The sequence below is a fragment of the Kitasatospora sp. GAS1066B genome, assembly GCF_041262605.1.
Classification (GTDB): Bacteria; Actinomycetota; Actinomycetes; order Streptomycetales; family Streptomycetaceae; genus Kitasatospora.
Genome location: NZ_JBGCCO010000016.1, coordinates 50581 through 71379, shown reverse-complemented (window position 1 = coordinate 71379; position 20799 = coordinate 50581). Strand labels below are relative to the sequence as shown.

At 68.0% G+C, this 20799-nt stretch carries 13 protein-coding genes and 1 tRNA gene; 11 read left to right on the top strand and 3 right to left on the bottom strand.

The window, feature by feature from the left end; all coding sequences use genetic code 11:
* The first annotated feature begins 247 nt into the window (after nucleotides 1-247).
* From ABH937_RS19370 to ABH937_RS19355, 4 genes are all read left to right on the top strand, one after another.
* A complete protein-coding gene (locus tag ABH937_RS19370; protein WP_370218940.1) occupies nucleotides 248-865 on the top strand; it encodes a sigma-70 family RNA polymerase sigma factor in 618 nt (205 codons plus the stop codon).
* Nucleotides 866-1073: 208 nt separating this feature from the next.
* Nucleotides 1074-3392: a heavy metal translocating P-type ATPase gene (locus tag ABH937_RS19365; protein WP_370218939.1), complete on the top strand. Its 2319-nt coding sequence runs from the start codon at nucleotides 1074-1076 to the stop codon at nucleotides 3390-3392.
* A gap of 147 nt (nucleotides 3393-3539) precedes the next feature.
* Nucleotides 3540-4850 carry an MFS transporter gene (locus ABH937_RS19360; RefSeq protein ID WP_280691432.1) on the top strand — a complete coding sequence of 437 codons (1311 nt, stop codon included), beginning with the start codon at nucleotides 3540-3542 and terminating at the stop codon, nucleotides 4848-4850.
* Nucleotides 4851-7582: 2732 nt separating this feature from the next.
* Complete coding sequence (locus ABH937_RS19355) at nucleotides 7583-8731, top strand: hypothetical protein (protein ID WP_280691433.1); 1149 nt, start codon at nucleotides 7583-7585, stop codon at nucleotides 8729-8731.
* Between the two features lie 331 nt (nucleotides 8732-9062).
* On the opposite strand, the gene ABH937_RS19350 is transcribed toward ABH937_RS19355, so the two are convergent.
* The gene (locus ABH937_RS19350; RefSeq protein WP_280691434.1) at nucleotides 9063-9341 is read right to left on the bottom strand and encodes a hypothetical protein; all 279 of its coding nucleotides are present in this window, start codon (nucleotides 9339-9341) and stop codon (nucleotides 9063-9065) included.
* A 616-nt stretch (nucleotides 9342-9957) separates the two neighbouring features.
* Nucleotides 9958-10722 (bottom strand): RNA-guided endonuclease TnpB family protein, encoded by a 765-nt coding sequence (locus ABH937_RS19345; protein WP_370218938.1) that lies wholly within the window; start codon nucleotides 10720-10722, stop codon nucleotides 9958-9960.
* A gap of 223 nt (nucleotides 10723-10945) precedes the next feature.
* On the opposite strand from ABH937_RS19345, the gene ABH937_RS19340 reads away from it, so the two are divergent.
* The 7 genes from ABH937_RS19340 (at nucleotide 10946) to ABH937_RS19310 (ending at nucleotide 18133) form a co-directional block, all read left to right on the top strand.
* Nucleotides 10946-11028, top strand: a tRNA-Leu gene (locus ABH937_RS19340).
* A 240-nt stretch (nucleotides 11029-11268) separates the two neighbouring features.
* Nucleotides 11269-12045, top strand: coding sequence for a septum formation family protein (locus ABH937_RS19335; RefSeq protein ID WP_280691435.1), 777 nt, complete (start codon nucleotides 11269-11271; stop codon nucleotides 12043-12045).
* Between the two features lie 371 nt (nucleotides 12046-12416).
* The gene (locus ABH937_RS19330) at nucleotides 12417-13988 is read left to right on the top strand and encodes a hypothetical protein (RefSeq protein WP_280691436.1); all 1572 of its coding nucleotides are present in this window, start codon (nucleotides 12417-12419) and stop codon (nucleotides 13986-13988) included.
* A 149-nt stretch (nucleotides 13989-14137) separates the two neighbouring features.
* Nucleotides 14138-14812, top strand: coding sequence for a hypothetical protein (locus tag ABH937_RS19325; protein WP_280691437.1), 675 nt, complete (start codon nucleotides 14138-14140; stop codon nucleotides 14810-14812).
* 235 nt (nucleotides 14813-15047) lie between these two features.
* On the top strand, nucleotides 15048-15488 hold the full coding sequence (locus tag ABH937_RS19320) for a hypothetical protein (RefSeq protein ID WP_280691438.1): 441 nt from the start codon (nucleotides 15048-15050) through the stop codon (nucleotides 15486-15488).
* 245 nt (nucleotides 15489-15733) lie between these two features.
* Nucleotides 15734-17362: a hypothetical protein gene (locus ABH937_RS19315; protein ID WP_370218937.1), complete on the top strand. Its 1629-nt coding sequence runs from the start codon at nucleotides 15734-15736 to the stop codon at nucleotides 17360-17362.
* Between the two features lie 171 nt (nucleotides 17363-17533).
* On the top strand, nucleotides 17534-18133 hold the full coding sequence (locus ABH937_RS19310; protein ID WP_280691440.1) for a transposase: 600 nt from the start codon (nucleotides 17534-17536) through the stop codon (nucleotides 18131-18133).
* A gap of 521 nt (nucleotides 18134-18654) precedes the next feature.
* Here the strand turns inward: ABH937_RS19310 and ABH937_RS19305 are convergent.
* A complete protein-coding gene (locus tag ABH937_RS19305; RefSeq protein ID WP_370218936.1) occupies nucleotides 18655-20298 on the bottom strand; it encodes a phospholipase D-like domain-containing protein in 1644 nt (547 codons plus the stop codon).
* Between the last annotated feature and the right edge of the window lie 501 nt (nucleotides 20299-20799).

The following is a 20799-nucleotide window of genomic DNA, read 5'->3' as shown; positions in this document are numbered from 1 at the left end:
CCGCGCCATGGGCTGGACCACCAGGCTCGCACCAGGGGACTCCTGCGGGCGATCGCCCACGACGCAGGGGGGCCAGGACAAACGCCGGCCGCCTTGGGGATGCGCGAGTTCCCGTGCCGTCAGCAGGCGGAGCCCAGTTGCCCAGTTCGACCGGTGGCGCTGGCGGAGGTTCGGTGTGGATGACAAGCAGTTGACCGCGCTGGCTCTGGCCGCAGGCGAAGGATGTCCCCAAGACGTGGAGGCGTTCGTGCGAGCCACTCAACGTGATGTGTGGCAGTTCATCGCCTATCTCACCGACGCCGAATCCGCTGACGATCTGGCCCAGGACACCTTCCTGCGAGCCTTGAGAGGCCTGCCCGGCTTCGCCGGACGCTCCTCGGCGCGCACCTGGCTGCTGTCGATAGCCCGGCGCACGGTCGTGGACCGCTACCGCCGCAGTGCGACCCGCCCGCAGTTGGTGTTCGGGGATGCTGCTGCGGAGGTGCAACTGCACGAACCGTCAAGGTTCGAGGACCACGTGGTGCTGGTCGATCTGCTGACCTTCGTGCCCCAGCAGCGACGTGAGGCCTTCGTCCTCACCCAGGTGATCGGCCTCAGCTATGCCGAGGCCGCCGCCGTGTCCGGGTGCGCGCTGGGAACGGTGCGATCGAGGGTCGCCCGGGCCCGCGCCCAACTCCTTACGCTGCTGCACTCGGAGGAGGACGCGGTCGGCGCCCAGGTGCAGGAGCGCGTCGCGCGCCTCGGGCAGGCGCCAGGCAGGGATGCTGTGCACCGGCGCTCCCGGCCCGCGCTGACCGAGCCCTTCAGCCTGCCCGCTGCTGTCTGCTCGCCGGGCGCGCGGACCCCCTTTCCGGAGATCGCGTGATGTCGGCAACCGAGCATGACGCTTGCCTCTGGGGCCCGGCACGGCCGGGGCCCCTTCTGCTCGCCTTCCTGCTGCTCGGCGCCTGCTATGGGGTGTGCCGGACCGTAGGCCCACCCATACCTGATCTGGTCGGCTTGAGGCAGACGCCGCTCACCGGTGACATGCCGGGTATGGGGTTGCGGGAGCTGGCGTCTGCACAGGCGGCGCGATGAGCCTTCGCGCTGGACCAGGCACGGCTGGCAGTCCCCGGCAGCTGGTGACAACCGACCTGCAGGTGGGTGGCATGACCTGCGCGGCCTGCGTGTCGCGGTTGGAGAAGAAGCTGGGCCGCCTTACAGGTGTCAGCGCCGGGGCCAACCTGGTCACCGGCCGCGTGCGGGTGTTGCACCCGGCGACCGTCTCCGTGGCCGACCTGGTCACCGCGGTGCAGGACGCGGGGTACACCGCCCAGGCACTCATTGAGCCGGCTCCGACGACCGAGGCGCCGCACGACCCTGAGGAGAAGCTGCGCCTGCTCCTGGTCGTTGTGACGGCCGTACCGGTGATCGCCGTCTCGATGGTGCCAGCGCTGCAGCTGCGCGGCTGGCAGTGGGCCTGCTTCCCGCTGGCCGCTTTCGTGGTGACGATCGGATCCTCCACCTTCCACACACGGGCCTGGCGCGGGCTTCGCCATGCCACCGCGACGCAGGACACCCTGGTGAGCCTGGGCGTCCTGGCCTCCTTCGGCTGGTCGGCATACGCGCTCTTGTTCGGCGCGGCCGGCACCCTGGGGATGCGGATGCCGTTCTCGCTCTCCGCCGACCCGGGTGCGGGCGCCCACCTGCACTTGGAGGCGGCAGTGGGGGCGCCGCTGTTCGTGCTGTGCGGTAGGTTCCTGGAACGGCGGGCCAGGGCCAGCAGCAGCTCCGCACTGCGGGCCCTGGCCGAACTGGGCGCGAAAGACGTCTGGTTGAGCGAGGACGGCCTCGAGCGGCTGATCCCCATCGGACACTTGCTGCCAGGCCAGCAGTTCGTGGTGCGACCGGGCGAGAGGATCGCCACCGACGGCGTGGTGGTGCAGGGAAGCTCGACACTCGATGCGAGCATGCTGACCGGTGAAAGCAGACCGGTGCCAGCCCGCATCGGCGACCGGGTGTGCGGCGGGACACTCAACCTCGAGGGCGTACTCCTGGTGCGCGCCGAAGCCATCGGCGCCGACACCCAACTCGCCCGCATCACTGCCCTGGTGGCCCAGGCCCAGGCTGGCAAGGCCCGCGCGCAGCACCTGGCCGACACGGTCGCCGGCGTGTTCGTTCCGCTCGTGCTGGGCATCTCGCTCTGCGTACTCGGATTCTGGCTGGGCACCGGGGCCGGGGCCCAGCAGGCGCTGACAGCCGCGATCGCGGTGCTGGTGGTCGCCTGCCCCTGCGCGATCGGACTTGCCACGCCCACCGCGCTGCTCGCCGCCATCGGGCGCGGAGCGGAACTCGGCATCCTCGTACGGGGGCCACAGGTGCTGGCGAGCCTGCGCCGCGTCGACACCGTGGTCCTGGACAAGACCGGAACCCTGACGACCGGCCAGATGCGCCTCGCCTCCCAGGCGGTGGTCTGCGGGGTCGAGCTCGGTGAGGTGCTACGACTGGCCGGCGCCGTCGAGCGTCCCTCCGAGCACCCCCTCGGCCAGGCCCTGGCCACAGCAACGGGGCTGCCGCTGCCCCCGGTCTCGGGGTTCCGGATGGTACCCGGTCTCGGTGTCCAGGGCATGGTGGAGGGCACGTGGGTGCGGGTGATCCGCCCCGACGCCACCGACCTACCCCAGGCTCTGCGTGAGGCGCGCACACGCGCCGAGGAGGCCGGCCACACGCCCGTGGCGGTGGAGCTGGACGGGGAGCCGGCCGCCCTCCTCGCGGTTGGCGACGCGCTGCGCCCCAGCAGCTACCGTGCTGTGCACCTGCTGCGCGGCATGGGCCTGGAGACCATCCTGGCGACCGGGGACCGGCTGGGTGCCGTCAGGTCCGTCGCCGAGAGGCTGGGCATCAGCGAGATCCACGCGGGCACCTCCCCCGAGGGCAAGGCCGAGCTGGTGAAGGAGCTGCAGGCGGGCGGGCGCACGGTCGCCGTGGTGGGAGACGGGGTGAACGACGCGATCGCGCTGGCCGCAGCGGATCTCGGCATCGCCCTAGGCTTCGGCACCAACGCCGTGATCGGTGCGGCCGGGGTGATTCTGGCGCGCGGCGACATCGAGTTGCTGGTGGCCGCGGTACGTCTGGCCCGGCGCACCGCGGCCACCATCCGCACCAACCTCGTGTGGGCCTTCGGCTACAACGCAGCCCTCATCCCACTGGCCGCGGCAGGACTGCTCAACCCCATGATCGCCGCGCTCGCCATGTCGGCCAGCTCACTACTGGTCATAGGCAACAGCCTGCGCCTGCGCACCTGGCAACCCACTCGGCACAGCCAGGCCGTAGTGCACACCCGGCGCCCGGGTCGAGCCATCACACCTGCCTGGCGCCCCTGTTCCAGGCCGGCAGCTCCCCCTGATCGCTAGCCGGCTGCTTTCCGACGAAGGCCGCCACCTGGCGGCTTCCCGCACCAGAGATTCAAAACTATGCCCCACCCTGACCTGGCTTCCTCCCACCTCGCACCGCGACAAGACAGAGCAGGGCCAAAGACCTCCGGCCCCCAGGGGAACCCCGTGGCCGACCAGGACCATCGGCTCCTGGTCGCCGCCGCCGGGATACTGTCGTTCGCGGCGATGCTCAACACAGGTATCGCCACCGCCGCGCTGGCCGAGACAACCGGTACCGCGAGCACCCGGTGGGCCCTGCTCGGCTATCAATTTCCGCTCATCGCACTGCTGCTGACTCGACGGTGGGGGCTGGACCAGGGCCGGACACGCTGCGCGCCGCGGTGCGCGGCCGGTGGTTTCGCACTGTGCGGAGCGGCCTCAGCTGCTGCTCCCTCCCTGCCCTGGCTGATTGCCGCGCAGTTGGTCCAGAGCATGTTCGGGGCGATGCTGTTCGCGTGGGCCCCGGTACTGGCGGCTCGCTCGGCCAGGCCCCACAGGCGCGGGCACGCGATGAACGTGCCTGCCGTCCTCGGAGCGCTCGGGGCGCTCCTGGGACCCGCTGCAGGAACCGAGGTGGCCCGGCACCTCGGCCGACCGGCGCTCCTCCTGCTCACCGTGCCACTCTGCCTGGTTGCCTTGCCGATCACCGACCGCGACACATCGCCTCGGCGCGTGCCACGCCTACCCAAGAAGACCTGGCTCACCCAAACCGCCCTGGCCGGTTCCGCGGGGACGGCGCTGCTCCTGGCGCTGGCTTCCTCGCCCGCCTCTCCGCTCTGGCTACTGCCCGCAGCCGGCCTCGTGCTCGTCGTCATGGGGCCGGGGCACAACAGCAGGCGCTCCATCACTTCGGCGCCGCACGCAGCAGGATCAGCCGGCCCCTATACCGCCACCTTCACCCTGGCGGTAGCCTGCGCCATCACGCTCAGCCTGGCCACCCTGTACCTGGGACGCGGCGGGCACGGCTCCGGCGCCCACCTGACCACGCTGTGGTTCGCCCTCGCCCTGGCCATCGCCGGGCCACTCGGCAACCACCTGGCCGACCGGTTCGGCCCCCACCGGTTGGCTGTCGTCGGAGCAGGCGCAACCACGCTCGGCCTGCTACTGCTCGTTCCACTGGACGCCAACTGGTCCCTGGCGGAGATCGATTGGCGGATAGCGCTGGCCGGACTCGGCACAGGCCTTTGCCTCGGACCGCCCCAGAGCCTAGCGATGACCACTGCGCCGCCCCAGCGGTGGGCAGCGGCCAACTCCCCGATCCAGCTCGCCCGCGGACTAGGACTCACCCTGGGCCCAGCCCTGGCCGCCACCATTTGGGGTACACCGGACAGCGACACCGCCCAGATGCGCGTCGGACTGCTCCTGGCGGCCGCCGCGGCGTGCGTGGCCACTGCCCAACTCAGCCTCTGCCCTCGCGATACCGCCGAGCTTGCTTGAGCCATGCCAAGCGCCTGCCCGCAATCGACGTCGACGACATCCCTCAAGGCATGCGGCAGGACTGGCATCCAGCGCCGAAGCCCTGCGATCGGTGCTTCTACGGAAAAACCTGCGCCTTCTCGGCCCACCGACACAAGCAAAGGGGGGACAATATTCCCATGGCTATTCAGGCTGCCCGGCGATCAGCTGGCGCCGCCTCAGGCCAGCCGTCAGAAAAAGGCGGCTGACTGCCAGAAGAGTACAGAGCCGCCAAGGGGGCAGTAGATGACGAGCCCAGCCCGGCCCGCAGAAATACCGGCATACCTCGGCAACGACGAGTTCCTTCGAGGCTTTTACACCCATGTCTCCAGCGAGGCCAGGAGCCGCCAGGACCCGTCCACAGGGCTGATTCCCCCCCAGGGGGCGGCCGACGTGCAGCGCCTCGCTCTCGAGTACACGAACAACCACCTAGCCGCCAGCGGGTACACACCGGCTGCTATTGTCCAGGCGCCAGGCCACCTGCCGAATGGAGAAGTCGCCAACTTCGACTATTCAACCTGGGTGATCAGGTGCACGGCGATTTCGGAGCCGCAGACGATGGAGCAGGTGCTGAGGGCGACTGCCGTCGTCCTGCACGAAGAATCCCACCTCCAGCATTACACCTGTGAAGCTATAGCGGGGAAGCAAAAGCGCCCGAACGCCTCGGAGCGAGAACTCCGAAGCCTGCTCACCCTGGTCGACGGCTTCCCGTTCTCCCTTTCGGGCCTCCGTGGCGCACGATCCCTGCACGGGACACCCGACCAAATGGCGGAGGCAGCTCGGCTGGGGGATGAAATATTCAGCTCCGAGATCGGAGCGGTGAAGTCTGCCCAGAACAGCGATGCGCCGCTCCTCGCAGATGCCAACCTCACAGGGAAGCTAGAGGCCTCAAGTCGTTTCCACAAGGCGAACCGGGACTACCTCGAAGCCAAGCACATGCGGCATCGAACAGTCGAAACGATCGAAATTTTCGATAGCGACCAGAGCGCCGGAGGAAGGCGCCTAATGGGGGATCTGGCAGTAATGCCGGGATGGGTCGATACCGGACTACAGCGTCTTCGAAATCCGAAAATGAGGGGAGGCTCCCGAGACCGAAGCCGTGCCTTAGCCGCTGCCGAACAAAGTGGACCGGCTGTATTCACGACTAACACCTCAAAATGCTTATTCGACCTTCAGGAAGTGATCAATAAAAGGCTGATGGATACCTATCAGAGGTATTCTGACGGTCCCGTAATGGAGCGCGAGGCCCACAAGGTAGAGCGGCACTTCATGGCTAATTATCTCATGACTTCCGACCCACCCGTGGCTGTGCTGCCCATCACTGCCCGAGGCCGCGTGATCATAGCGGCTCCCACTCCGACCAGAAGTGTGGTTCCAGCGGCAAGCGCAAGGCAAGCCGCGCCGCAGCAAGCCCCCCTACCCGCAGCACCCCTACCCCCGGCGGCACCGGCCCCTCCCGCACCCGCAGCACCCGTACCTTCCACACCAGCACCGCAAGCCGCAGGAGAGAAACGCAAGGCCGAAGGGAACACGGAAGAAACGGAATCGACTGCTGCGAAACGCGCCAAGACGGTGACCGCTGCCATGCAGAGAGCACAAGAATCTGTCTCCACAAGTATAGATAACTCCCAGCGCACCGTTCAAAACGGTATCACCAGGGCCATCAGCAGCTTCGAAGGAGCCCTCCAAAGAATCCAAGCACCAGCCCAATCTGCGACTCCGTCGCCGGCGAAGGACACAACAAATGACTCACCGGAGGAAAAGCTACGACGAGAGCAGCAGCATCGGATTGCGATGCCTGGAAGGCCCCCATCCCCACCTCGGGCACCCTGACCGCGCGAGGTAGTCAGCGGCACACTCAGCGCCCCGGGCCGTCGCCAACCTGCCTGTCACAGCAGCCGTAGATCGTGGTCTCCGCAGTCGACAATCAGGCGGCGACTGCGGTGATCTCGTTCAAGCGGCCGTGACAGGCAACCGAGCGGTTATGTGACGGCGTGTCCAGCGTGACCAGTACAGGATGTGCACAGGTCGCGGCATGGCGCGGGCAGGGCGACGGTCCTGAGCAGAACGAGCAGTTCGGGCGGGGTGACTGCGGTGAGGACCACGACCAGGAGAGCGGCGGCGATCAGGCTCCAGCGCATCCAGGAGTTCCAGCAGGTCACCCGCCCATGATCGAGTCCGGTCAGCGACTTCGCGGCGTGGAAGTCCTTCTCTATGCGCCACCTCGTACGGACCACGGCCACGAGGTGGCCAGAGCGACCGGTGTGGCGAATGGCCCGCCACACCTCTTGCGCCCGCCATGGCCTCCACGGCCGCCGCGTTCGGGTCTTGTCACAGACGGTCATGATCGTGGCGGCCGTACCCATGCCAGCAACCGGCCCCGCCCCTTCAGGGATGATCAGCGATGACCGCTGTAGATCGTGATCTACAGCGGTCATCGCTGATCGAAAGGGCGCCCCGCCCGGAAACACCAAGGGCCTCCCGCGCCGCCCATGATGCATCCCGCAACGGCCGAACCGCACGGTTCCGCCAGCCGCTGTCCTCTGGTTCAAGTAGGCCCCTGAGTGGTTTTCCCGATGCTCCGGCTCTGGACACACGAAAAGATGGAGGAAGTGCAGTCGGCAACAAGCCTTGCGGCCATTTCCGGCAAAGCGGGTGGTCGAGCACAGATCCTCACTCGGAGAGGATAAAACCTTTTCTCCCAGGGAGCCCAGATGTCTGACCCAACAGTACCGCCGGTCCCCCAGAAGATCGACAAGAACCTTCTGCTCTCAACAGGCGAAGCATACTCCGCAGTCATGCATTCAAAGCACATCACGTCCCCAGAAACCTATGGCCACTTCAATGCAACGCTACGGAAAATTCACGCGGCGGCAGATTCCATCAGGGGAGCGGTACGATCCGGCATCAGCACAAGCGACCTGCACTGGAAGATGGAAAGGATATTGAAATTCGACGCGGCTTTCTTCAACAGCTCCTTCGAGCCTGAGCCCACCGACGAAACAGTCAGGAACCGGGCGGACACCGTGGCGAAAGGCCTGCACGTCGAACGCGGCCTGGCTGAAATAGCAGCCGACGCGGAAAAGGTCGCCGATGGCATGCGGCCAATTATGGTCAAGGTTGCAGGAAAAGCCGAGCGTCGCAGCGAGAAGCTGGCGACCGGCGGACTCATGGATAAGCTTTCCAGTCTCTCCATGAGAAATCTGGGAGCTTTCGAAAAGAACTTAAGGATGGCTGGTAACGACCCGATCGAGAAGATCGCCGCCCTGGGGTTCGCCGTCCGCGACAGCAAGAGCTTGAGGAAGTCCTTCGCCGGCATCTTCAAGAACGATCCCGAAGGAGGGAAGGCTGTCGAGGAACTTGACAGGGGAGTTGCAGAGGCAACAGCAGTGGCAAGGGCGGAGCAGCAGAAGGACCGGAAGGTGAACCTACGGGAGGACCAGCCTGCACCGGAGAAGCAACGCTCGTCCCTCGGGGCGAGCGGCCAGGCAGTCCCGCCAGTCGGCGCAGGCAGCCCCCGAGAAGAACACCCGGGCGTCACGTCGACCACAAGCTCGCACGAGCAGGAGGCTCCCGTCCCCCATGCCGAACCGCCCGCCGGGCCCGGAAAGTCCGAACCGCGAAACAAGGAGCTCCGTTTCACCGAAGCATTCGATCCCCCGCAGAAGATGACACTGCCCAGGGAGAAGGGGAATCTGGGGAAGCTGAAGACCCCGTTGGTGCGGCACCCCAGCTTCCTCAACAGCAGCACGGCCAATCTCGGGAAGCTGCCGACGAAGCCCGGGCCCGGGCAACAGCGGTCCACCTCGGTCACCCATAAACCGCGGCGACCGGAGCACGGATCAGGTGGCTCTACCTTCTGAGCTGGGTTAATCGAGCCAGTCGTATGGTTGGGTCGCCCGGGGGTGCTGGGTGTGGCTATCAGGCGGCTGCCGACTCATGGCTGACATGGCTACTGGCGCGCACAGCGCCAGTAGTTCGGCTCGTACTTCGCCAGATAGGTTGGCGGAGCTCCGCTGTCGACAATCCGCCAATATGTCGAGCAGCAGAACCGGCCCTCTGAGCTGAGGTCCACAGTGCGGAGGGCGCACCGGGCAGGGCCAAAGCAACACTCAGAATCGCTTTACCACCAAGCTGAGACCGGCGCACCGCGATCAGTCGCGGATCCAGTCCTGCATAGCCGACGCTCGCGGATCAGCGGGCCATGACGGGCACGACCCCCAGTGCCGCGATGACGGCCACGATCACCGATTGCGCAGCCGTCCAGAGCCGACCACCGCGCCGGGGTAGCAGGCAGGCAGTCGTGGCCGCCAACAGGGTGAGCATGATGCACGCCGGCTCCAGAGCGGGGAGACGGGCCGAGACCGCTGCCGGAAGGTGCGGCAGCCCCAGTATCTGCCGCACGAACCGCGCTGCGTCCTGGAAGGCGAACTGCAGAGCCCACATGGCTACGTTGAGCAGGATGCTCCACAACGCCCAACGGACGGCTGTGGAGGCGGTGGCTTCCCCGTCTGATCCGTAAGACCAACCGGAGACCCCAGCTGACCGGTGGGCGGGCGGGCGGGCGGCTCGGGCGGCCTGTTCGGGTATGTACGGCAGCAGACTGTTCATACCTTGAGAGACAGGGGCCATCCCACGTGGTGATGCCGATGACGGGTATGCGCCATCGCGGGGCCGGAATCAAACGGCGTCGCGACCTCGGCGTGCCTCTGCTTCGCCGCAGGGCGTGAGCGCCGGGTAGGCCGAGGGGCGCCATTCGTGCGGGCCCGGCTGTTGGCAACTTCCACAGCCGCCGCCCCGCAGCCGCCCGCTCACCCATTCGTGTCTGCGGGCAGTTGAGCAGGTGCGGCGGCAGCGCCATGGGCAACGTCGCCGCACGCTCGGCCGCCACTCTCGCCAGGGGCGCCGCCGCAAGGGCCATGAGGGCGGACCGGTGCGCTGTGACCGCTTCGGGCGGTCTTCGGCCGGGCCTAAGGTGCCATGCCACCGTTCGCGCCGCTTCCGCCTCGGGCATCGCAGGCCGGTTGCCTGGGGCCGGCGGATCCAACACGCCATCACCTGGCAGAAGCCGCTTGACATCCTCCCCGTGCTAGAGCGCGGGGATTTCGGCCGCGCCGTCGGCACGGGGCTTGCGCCCTGTATCGCCGGCGTTCCGGTGGGTTCCCCGTTCAACGGGCCGTGCCCGGCGTGGGATTGCCACGCCGGGTCTGACCGGCCCTCCGGGGGCATTCAGCCTGTCCGCTTGCCCGGCGGCCAGGATGTTTCGAGCAGCGTTGAGGTCACGGTCATGTAGCACCCCACACGCACCACACACCCATGTGCGGACCGCCAGGGGCTTGGGGCCCTCATGGTGCCCGCAGTCCGAGCAGAGCTGGGAGGAGGGGAAAGAGCGGTGCACGATCCCGACACACCGCCCATAGTGGAGTGCCTTCTCCTCCAGCATGCGGCGGAAGGTAAACCATCCGGCGTCGTGCACGGACTTGGCCAGGCGGCCACGCCCCAGGCCGCGCACGTTCAGGTCTTCCAGGTAGATCGCTTGATTCTCGCGAATGATCCTGGTCGTCCTCTTATGCAACCAGTCCTTGCGGGTGTCGGCCACCTTGGCATGCGCCTTGGCGACCTTGACACGGGCCTTGGCCCGGTTCTTCGACCCCTTGGCCTTGCGGGACAACTCCCGCTGCGCGGCCTTCAACCGCTTCTCCGCCTTGCGCAGGATCCGGGGGTTGTCGATCACCGTGCCGTCCGACAGCACGGCGTAGGTGGTCAAGCCCAGGTCGATCCGGACCTCGGCATCGGGTGAGCCGTCTCCTGGGGCGGTCGTGCGGGGCGCAGCGGGGTGGCCCGGTGGGGGCATGGTCTGGTCGGTGGGCGGCCGCGACGGTGAGGCAAGGTCACGTCCGTGACGGGGGCAACTCTGGCTGGGCCGTTCAGGGCACGGGCCGTCATATCCCGCTGCCAAGGCACTTACTGCTAGCGGAATCATTCCTGCGGTGCGAGCGCAAGCCCGCCGGACGGGTGCGTCGCCGCGTGGGCCGTGGTCCGTGGAAACGGGGTCTGCGGGGCAGTTGGTCACTCTCGCCCGGGTGGTGGAACGGCAGACACCGGGAGCTTAAACCTCCCTGGCCTACGGGCCGTGCGGGTTCGAATCCCGCTCCGGGCACCTCGTGCGTGCGGCGGTAAACGGCGGCTCGGTGAGCCCCCTGTCTTTGGGAGGTGTTCGGTCACGGTCACGGCGAAGGAGGGCAAAACCATGCGGGTGTGGCGTCGAATGGCAGGTCTGGCCGCAGGCTGCGGGCTTGTGCTGCTCATGGGCTCACGCCCGTTGCCGAGTGCTCTGTTGGGCGTGTCGGAGCCTCGGGCGCCGTTGGTGACATCGTGGCAGGTGGGTAGCTGTCACCAGTTGGAGCAGCCGGAGCTGCTGGGTCCATCGGTGGGGTCGGACACGTCTCTGCCTGTGCCGTGCGAGCAGGCTCACCAGAGCGAGACCTTCGCCACCGCTTCGCTGACCGGTGCGATCGCGCGGGAGGCCGAGCGGCCCGATCCCGTACAGTTGCGGCCCTTGTCCGCGCAGTTGTGCTCGCGTGACGCCCTGAACCGGTACCTGGGGTCGGGTCCCTACGATGGAGTCACCGCGATCGACGTCGTGGTGTTCTTCCCCACGGTGGCCGAGTGGCGCGCGGGTATGCGCACTGCGCGGTGCGACGCGCTTCCTCAGCCGGTCGACGGCGCGGCTGTGCCGAGCATCTCGGAGCCGGTACACAACGTGCTCGACGTGGCCGACGGCGCGCGTTTTCGCCGGTGCCGGGTCGGTGACGTGGAAACGACGTGCGATCGCAATCATTCGCGCGAGTTCATTCCTCCGTGGCTGGGTTTCAGCCGTGCCCAACTCGCCCAAGGGCCGCAACGCGTCCAGGCCGCGGGCACGGCGGTGTGCACCGCTCAGGCCGAGCGATACATGGGCTCCGCCCTGTCCGAGCACCCGGACCTCATCCTGGAGGTCGACACGCCCCACGGCGTTGCGGACAGCGAGAGCACCATCGGTTCGTGCTGGGTCGGGCCGGCGAAGCAGACCACGCTGGTGACCGGCAGTGTGCACGGCTTTGCCGAGGAGAAGCCTGCCGCCCCGACCGACGATCCGACTGCCCCCGAGCAGCCCGTTGACGGGCAGGCGGGCTGATGGCCAGTGGCTCGGTAAAGGGCCCACAGGTGCCTATCGGTGCCTCCCGGGTCGCGATCGTTGCCTGGGCCGGGTGGCGACGCGGTGATGGCAACCCATCGCCGGACGGGGCGGGCGGGACGGCAAGACGATGGGCGACGCACGCGGTATCGACCGAGAGGAACCGGTGACGATCAATGTCTGAAGAGCGCGTGCAACCGGCGACTGCGCCAGAGCCGCAGTCCGGCGCGACTACCACGCGGTGGGTGCCTCGCCTGCCCCGGATGGGGATCCCGCTCCCCCGGACGGGGATCCCCCTGCCCCGGGTGCCGGCGATGCGGTGGCAGGTGGCTCGTGCGGCGGCGGCGACAGCTGGGTTCTGGGGCGTGGCCATGGTGGCGCGACTGTTCATCGGCGGAGCGGTTGGCCGCGGCGACGACGGTAGTGGCCATGGGCTGATGTGCTCCCTGAACCTGGCGCCCCGCCGGGCCCTGCCCGACCCGTCGGCCTACTTCGCCCCGCGTTTCGGTGCTTTCCGTTGGGCGGGCGAGGCATGTGCCGGGGTAGGTGGTGACCGCCCGTATCCCAGTTCGCAGCATCTCCTGCTGGTGGTGGCCAAGCAGTTCACCGCGTTGCTCGGTCGGCCAGGCGAACTGGATCTGCGGGTGCTGGCGCTGCTGTGCTGCTGTGCTTTCGCGGTGCTGATCGGCCTGCTCGTCTGTGTACTGCCGTTCCATGTGAGGATGCGCGTGGCGGTGGCGTCCATGGTGGCGTTGGCGACCATGGACTCCGCGATCGCCCCCTTCTTCGACTCCCCCAGCGCGCAGCCGGCCGTCATCGTGGGGATGCTGGGCCTGTTGTGCGCCCTGCTGCGACTGGCCCGGCGCGAGTACGCGACGGTCGGCGGCCTGCTCACGGTGAGTGCGGTGGCCCTGTGGACACTGGCGGCCACGCGGCAGTCCCCGGCGCTGCTGGTGGGTGTGGTGGTGGTGATGCTGTGGCGTGGGGTGCGCCTGTCGCACCCACGGCTTGTGCGTCAGGACCATGACGAGGCCGGTTGCGATGGTCGCCATGCTGTGTCGGTACTGCGTGGTGTGGCTTCCCGCGTGCCGGCTCTGGTGCTGTGTGCCGCCTTGGCGGCCGCGGTGGTGGGGTTCGAGCGCCAGCAGTCGCACGCCGATCTGGGGACGAGCGCATACCGGCAGGTCTTTATGGAGATCCTTCCCTCCGCTCCCAGCCCGCCAAGCGCGCTGAAGAGCCTGGGGGGGGACCCCTCGCTGGCCGGCTACGCAGGCGTCCCGCTCGCCTATGTCGCGGGGGCACCGGGCTACGCCGCACTGAGCCACCACGTCGACCTGCCGCGGATCGCGCAGTACTACGCGCTGCATCCCAAGCAACTGGTCAAGCTTGCCGACCGCTCGCTGGCGAGGCTGACCCAGCCCGACCCCGATGCAGTGGGCAATTATCCCCTTGGGCACGGTAACCCGCACGAACAGGAGGACCGGCTCCCGTTCGTCGCGCTGGCGCTGTCGCTGACCACGCCGGTTCGCTGGCTCGTCTACGCCCCGTTGTGGTTGGGATCGGCTTTCCTGGGTCTGCGCATCATGCGCTCCAGGCGCCTGGACGCCGGCGGGCGCGGCCTGGGGGCAGCGCTCTTCGCCACCGCCGCAGCCGCGGTCGGCCACTTCTGCGCGGTCATCCTCACCGACGGCGCCAGCGGCCCCTTCCAGGAGACGGTTCCCACCGTGTACTGCACCCTTCTGCTCATCCCGCTGCTGTTCGCCACTCTCGGTCTCGTGGGCGACAACGTTCCTCCGCGTCCCCAAGACGACGACCGGGGCCAGGGTGCCGGCCAGGCAGTTCGCGTTGAGCAGCGGCCGGTGGACACTCCCCGTTCTCGGGTGGGCACGCGTGCGGGGACACCCGAGACAGCAGGCGGCGCTCGGGTGTCCCCGCCGTCATAGCGGGAACACCCGCCCCCTGCTCATGGCAGCAGGTGAAATGACGATCCGTCACCCACCTTGCCCACAAACGGCGGTGGTTGCGTCATTGACCCCCCTCTGAGCGCTCTCCCCGAGCAGTAGTTCCACTTCTTTCCCGAAAGGCACACATCATGATGAAATCCATCCAGCGGGGCCTGGCAGCGATCGGCGCCACCGGTGCTATCGCGGCCGGTCTGGTGCTGGGCATGGCGGGCAACGCGTCGGCCACCACCGGCGACTGGGGGTGGGGTACCCCTGGGGGGACCATCTTCCAGCCGGGCACGACGACCTTCACCGGGACGTACCCCAGCTCCGCCCTCTCCATCAGCTGCTTCAGCAGCAACGGGTGCCAGTACGACCCGACGATGGTGATCGTCGGTACCCCGCTGAACGGCGCCACCCTGGGGCCGGTGGGCCAGACTTCATCGCTCGTGGCCCTCCAGAACAACGGGACCCCGATCGGCCCGGTCGGCACCTGCACCATCACCAGCTCGACCCAGGTGGTGTGCTCGCCCACCAGCACCGGAAGCATCTCCGATGGTCAGCTGCTGTCCATGACCGGCTCCGCGACCCTGACGGTGCCCAGCAACCTGCCCAACGGCACCCCGGTGTACGAGACCTCGTGGCGCGACGACGGTGGGATGACCGGTAACTACGACGGCAACGACAGCAACATCGCCACCGTGATCAGCCCGGCCGGCGCGCCGATCATCGACCCGGCGGTGGGCGCTGGCACCACTGCGGCGGCCGGCGTCGGTGTCGGCGGCCTGGCGCTGCTTCGCCGCCGTCGCGCCTCCCGGGGCTGACCTGGGCGTTCACCACAGCCGTGCCACGTCAAGTCGCACCCCTTAGCGGACTCCTGACGCGGCACACGCCATGCAGCTGGGGCGGGGCTTTCTCGAAAAGCTCCGCCCCAGCCGTCCTTGGAGGTTCACGATGGAGCTGCGCGGTCGGGTCTGGGGAGCTACCGCACTCGAGCAAGGCGGTCATTACCCGTGTGACGGCCTCGTGCCGACCCCCTACGAGGGCTGGACGCGCGCCGTGAGTATCGGGGCCCCCACCGTGGTGGTCTTCCACTGGGTCCAACAGCTGACACTCGCCCCCTACAACCGCGGCCGGGCCAACTCCCCTCTGCGCAGGGGACCGCGACGTCTCAAGGTCGGCCTGGCAGCGCTGGTCCTGCGGCGCGACTTCTGGGTCTTGGACACCGCCGGCCCCACAGATGTCCAGCAAGTCACCGCCCTGCTCCCCGAGCCCACATGCAGCCGCTACGGCCGCATGGCGATCACCTGCACGGTCCAGCCCCAGGACGAGACCGCCCGCCTCGTCATCAAGTTCGACATCGAGAAGAAGGACGGGCTGCAGCACACCGTCTTCAGGCAGCTGCTGGCATGGGGCGACCTACTCGTGATGCGCAGGCAGCTGCTGAGGCTGAGGCGACTCGCCGAGCGGGATGCGGCACTGTGGCGCTCAGGCATGTGATGCCCTGGCACGGCCCGAGACTGCTTCACACCTCCTGCTTTCCCACAGCAAGGACGCCCCCGTCTGGAGAGATGATGCGCCGCCTGCGCCGGGCCCGGCTCGTGAGCCGAGCAATCCTTCGGTGCATCCGCCGGCTTTGGCCGCACACCGCCGTACCGCACCAGCCAGGTGCCAACAGGATCCGCGCGCGCTGGGCAAGCGCTCCGAACCCTCACGACGACCTGCGCAGCGACGGCAAAGCCCAGGTGCCGCAGAGCAGCCCCAGGCTGATCCACCACGACGGACGGCTCGCCGAGCTGCGTGACGACCTCCTGTCCGCGGATGTCTTCGTGCGCAACTTCGCCGAAGTCGCCGACGTCCTGGCCACCGCCGGGCTGCGCTTCGCGCCGATGCCTGGGCAGGACTGCCGGATCTGCGCCGTGATCGCCCCGGGACAGCGCACCAGGGTCCTGGCAGCTCTCGCGAAAGCCTTCGCCGGGCAACCGGTCTACGCCGACCTCCTCGGACACGACGTCACCTTGGGCACCTCACTGGCCGAGCACCTGCCACAAGCCGTACGCGCCCTGGAGTCCCCGCCCACCCACCAGTCGTTGCCGGAGCTCGGCAACACAGCGCCGCCCGCACCCGCGGTGAAGGTGAAGGGCGTTCGAATCTACCGCCCGGTGGTAACAGGAAGACGCACCCTGGGCTACGGACCGGAGCACGGCTGCGATCTGGATTTTTGGGACTCGGCCACGCCTTCGCTCGGAGCCATCGCCGCCATCCATGAGCCGCCGTTCGGCTGGTGGCTGCCGTCCCTGGCATCGGACAGCACACTGCGCATCGGCGAGCGCGACTACCCGGTGCCGGCAGCATTCACCCAACCCCTGCTGGAAGACGTCACCTTCCCGGTGGACGCGGTAGTCACCTGGGTCGACGACACCGACCAGACCTGGCGCCAGCGCCACAGCCTGGCCCAGGCTCAGGCCCAGCTGTCCGGACACCCACCCTGCGGGGCCCGCGAGGAGCGTTTCCGCAACCGCGACGAGCTGCGCTACTGCCTGCGCTCGATCGCGATGTACGCCCCGTGGATTCGGCACATCTACCTGGTCACCGACGATCAGCGACCGACCTGGCTGCAGGCCGAACGCCCAGGGCTCACCGTGGTCTCGCACCGCGAGATCTTCCAGGACCCCACGGCGCTTCCGGTCTTCAACTCGCACGCGATCGAGTCACAGCTGCACCGCATCGCAGGCCTGGGCGAACACTTCCTCTACTTCAACGACGACGTGTTCTTGGGACGCCCGGTCAAGCCTGAGCAGTTCTTCCAAGGAAACGGCGTGCCGCTGGTGAACCTCGACTCCCGCATCATTCCGCCAGGTCCAGCCACACCGGAGGACGACAACTACGTGGCTGTGCTGAAGAACACCAGGGCTCTAGTGGAGCGCGAGTTCGGCCGCTCGACCAGCCGCGCCTTGAGCCACTCCGCCCATCCTCTGCTGCGCAGCCTGCTGGCAGCGACCGCGGATTCCTTCGCAGCCGAGCTGGTCCAGACCACCCGTTCGGTCTTCCGCTCGCCCAGCGACCTGGCTCCGATCACCCTGGCGGTCAGCTGCGGCTTCCTCGCCCGCCAGGTCGCCTGGGGCGAGGTCCGTCACCGGCACGTCAACGTGGACTGTTCCACGAACATTGACCACTTGTCCGGCTTGCTCAAGGCACGGGACATGGACACCTTCTGTCTCAACGACGGCACCGTGCAAAAAGCGCTGCGGGCCCAGCAGGACGAGATGGTTGCCACCTTTCTGGAGGACTACTTCCCGGTCCCCGGGCCTTTCGAGCAAGACCGGCCCACGCCTCCCCCACAGCCCGGGGGCTTGGTCGAACGGGGCAGGTGACGCATGGGAAAACCAGCAACTGGCGAAGCCCGCAGGGCCAGTGGCCGCTGAAGCACCCAAGCTCACCAGCTACCGGATAGGTGGCGGGTTGAGGCCCAGAGCGGTGGCCGCCACGGCGACCTCGCCGACGCCGGCCGGCTGCCCGACCAGGAACTCGTCGACGCCGACTACGTGAGTGTCGACCACATCCTGGCCGCCCGGGCACTGCACGAAGTCGAGCGGATCGGCCCGCTGCCTCCGGACTCCGCCTGGCAGGCCCACGGCCCCGAGGACTTCGACCTCACCCGCTTCACCATCGACTGGGAGCATCAGAACGTCATCTGCCCCAACGGAGCTGCCAGCCGCAACTGGAGGGACGCCAGCAGCGCCGACGGCCTGCCAATCGTCCAGGTGCCGTCAAAATGCCCGACTGCGGGCCCTGCCCCGACCGGCCCTGGTGCACCCGCCACCAACGCCCGAGGCCTGACCTTCCGGGACCAGCCACAGTTCGAGGCCCAGCGTCGCATCCGCGAAGAACAGGCCACCGAGGCCTGGCGCGATCAGTACGCCACCCGCTCCGGCGTCGAGGGCACCATGGCGCAGGCCTCCCACCGCTGCGACGTCCACCACGCCCGCTACCGAGGTCTGGCCAAGGTCCACCTGCAGCACGTCCTCACCGCGATGGCCCTCAACCTCGTCCGCGTAGACGCCTGGCTCACCGGAACCCCACCCGGCAGCAGTTGGACCTCGCGACTCACCGAACTGCGCCAGTCACTCGCCCTCGCTGTGTGAATTGGCCAGCAGAGCCCTCAGCGGGGGTACTTCAAGCGGCGCGTCGCCCGTAACATCGGGCTGCTGCACACCCACGCAGGGGCACCCAAAGCCGCACGGCGAGCGCTGCAAGTGACGAACCAGCAACGCCATGTAGCCAGCCTGGCAAACCGGCATGTACGCTGCGCTCGTTGCCGTGGGCGGAACAAAGGCGGGGGTCCGGTCGCCTTCCGTGGGGGAATCACGACCGGACCCGGACGCGTACCGCCCGGCTCGACCGCTGCCTCGTGGGGGAGACGGCGACAGAGCCGATCGATCCGGCGGCACGGTCCGGCCGTCGTCTCGTGGGGAGCGCGGCCGGACCACCACTTGCTATCTGCTGTCATACCCGCAGGCGTGGGAGTCCCTGCATGCCCCAAGCCTCAATCAGATAACCATTTTCCCAAGCCGGGACAGGGCGGAGCGCACCTGACCAAGCTGTACAACCAGTCCGATCCCTCTCCTGGAAAGCCGCCCGTGGACAGATGCCTGGCCGCAGCAGGTCAGGCAGAGCAGATCCCCCGCTTGTAGTCGACCGTCGCAGCCGCCTGGGAGTACTGCCACTGGGGCGTGAGGAGCACGGCGTCGAGCTGGGAGGCCGCTGCCGGAGCCTCCACGATGTAGCCGAAGTCCTGCAGCCAGACCGGGTAGAGGTTCTTGGAGCCGATGTAGAAGGCCGAACTGTCCACGGATACAAGCTTGGTGTGCAGAGCGTAGGAGTGACCGTCGGCCCAGGTGGGATCCGCAGCCGCGCGCAGCGGAGCGAGCTGCAGGTTCTGACACATCGCCGCGTTCGCACTCGACGCGTGAGCGGTGATGGCGGTCAGCCGGTTGCGCAGCAGGTCGGTGATCTCGGTCAGCGACTTCATGTTGGAGTACCCGCTGCCGAAGCTGCCGCCGGAGTCCGGGGTGCTGACGACGATGCGGACCTTCACCCCAGCGGCGAGCTTGGCGGCGAGCAGGTCGTAGAGGCGGATGTCGTAGCGAGGCAAAGGCGGGCAGAGGCCGTTGAGGTCCTGCTGGGAGATCTCGATGTGACTCGTGGCGCTTGCGATCAGCGCGCGCAGGGCGCTCTCCTCGGGGTTGACCGTTTCGTAGTCGCGGTCCTGGTTGGTGTTGTCGTGCAAGGTGATCGGGCCGCACCTACTGTCGGTGGCGAGCGGCGGGAGCGGGCGGTAGGTAGAGGTCGGGTCGACGTCCTTGATACCGACTCCCAGTCCTCCGATGGCGATCACCGGCACATCGCCTGCGGGTGGAGCGGGAGTCGGATTGCGGTCCTTCTCCAGAGTCGGCTGGCAGGCGGCGCCGTTGGAGGAGGCGAACCAGGCGGCCGAGAAGATTCCCGTGTTCCGGCAGGTCCAGGTCCACAGGGTGTCGAGGTAGGCGCCGGCGGAGGACGCGGCGGGGCCGACCAGCGCGAGGTCAACGTCGGTGACCGGGTGCGCGGTGTTGATGTAGTCACCTGTCCAGCTGTTGATGCCGCCAGTGATGACGCTCCGCCCATCGACCACCAGCAGCTTCGAGTGGTTCCACGACAAGGCGGTCTTCGCGGTGGTCATCGACGCGACGTTGAGCGTGATGCGCGCGGCCGCCCGGCCTAACTTCCTGACCAGCTCATCGCGGTAGGCGGAGGGCAGCACGGTGGCATGGGCGATCGGTGCGGCGCCGACCAGGATGCGGACCTGGAGCGTGCTGCCGGCCTCCGCCGCGGCTTTGAGCCCGGTGACGATCGCGTCCTCGAACGGTCCGTCGGGGAAAGGTGCGAGTGTGGAGACGTCGACCGTGCGGGTCGCATGCGCGATGTTCTCGGTCGTCTTAGCGAGCAGCCGTTGGGTTCCGGGGCGCTGGGAGCAGGTCGCGTCACCCCAGCAGCCGGGGGTCTGCAGCAGCCATCCCGTCGGATCTCCGGCGGTGGTATCGAGGTTGTTGCCCGAGGTACGTTGCCAAGCGGATCCTTCGAGGCCAGGGGAGACTTGATGAAGCGTCTGCTGGATGGCGTCCAGGTGCGGGGTGGTGGAGGAAAAGGAACGCACGGGGCGGGAGACCGAGGCGGAGGCGGGCGTGGCGGCCTGTGCGGCGAGGACCGCGGCCAGGGCCAGGGCGGATGGGGTGAGCGGGCGGAGGCGATGGCCTCGGCGACTGAACATGGCGACGTCCTCTCAGAAATGACGGCTGGTGGGCCTCGTGGGACTGTGGGGCTGGCAGGTCGCCTGGGGCGGCGCACAGTCCGACTCGCCCACCCGCCACGCAGACATTTCCCATAGAATTATCAGACTTGACTGAGGCTTGACCTCTGTCCAGGGAAAACCTGACAAGCTTTAGCACTTGACGGGGCGGCGGATTGACGCCGGCCGCCGATCGGCATTCTGGCATCGGACACTCCACGTCCCGCCTAGCTGCGCCAGGCGCCCGGATGGTAGCTCGAAGGCCGGAACGACAGCGCATCGAGCGTGTCGGGCGCCCCCTCACCATCCCTGTCCGCAGCACATTCAGCGCCACGCCGGCGAAGGGACAACCTGTTTAGCGAGCGTGCGATCGACGGGCGCACCCAGTCCCGTCGGACACCACAGCGAGCACAGCACGCGTCAGCAGTTCGGGTCCGAGGCAGGCTAGTTCGGACATCAGCCCGACCTACGCCCACAAGCACG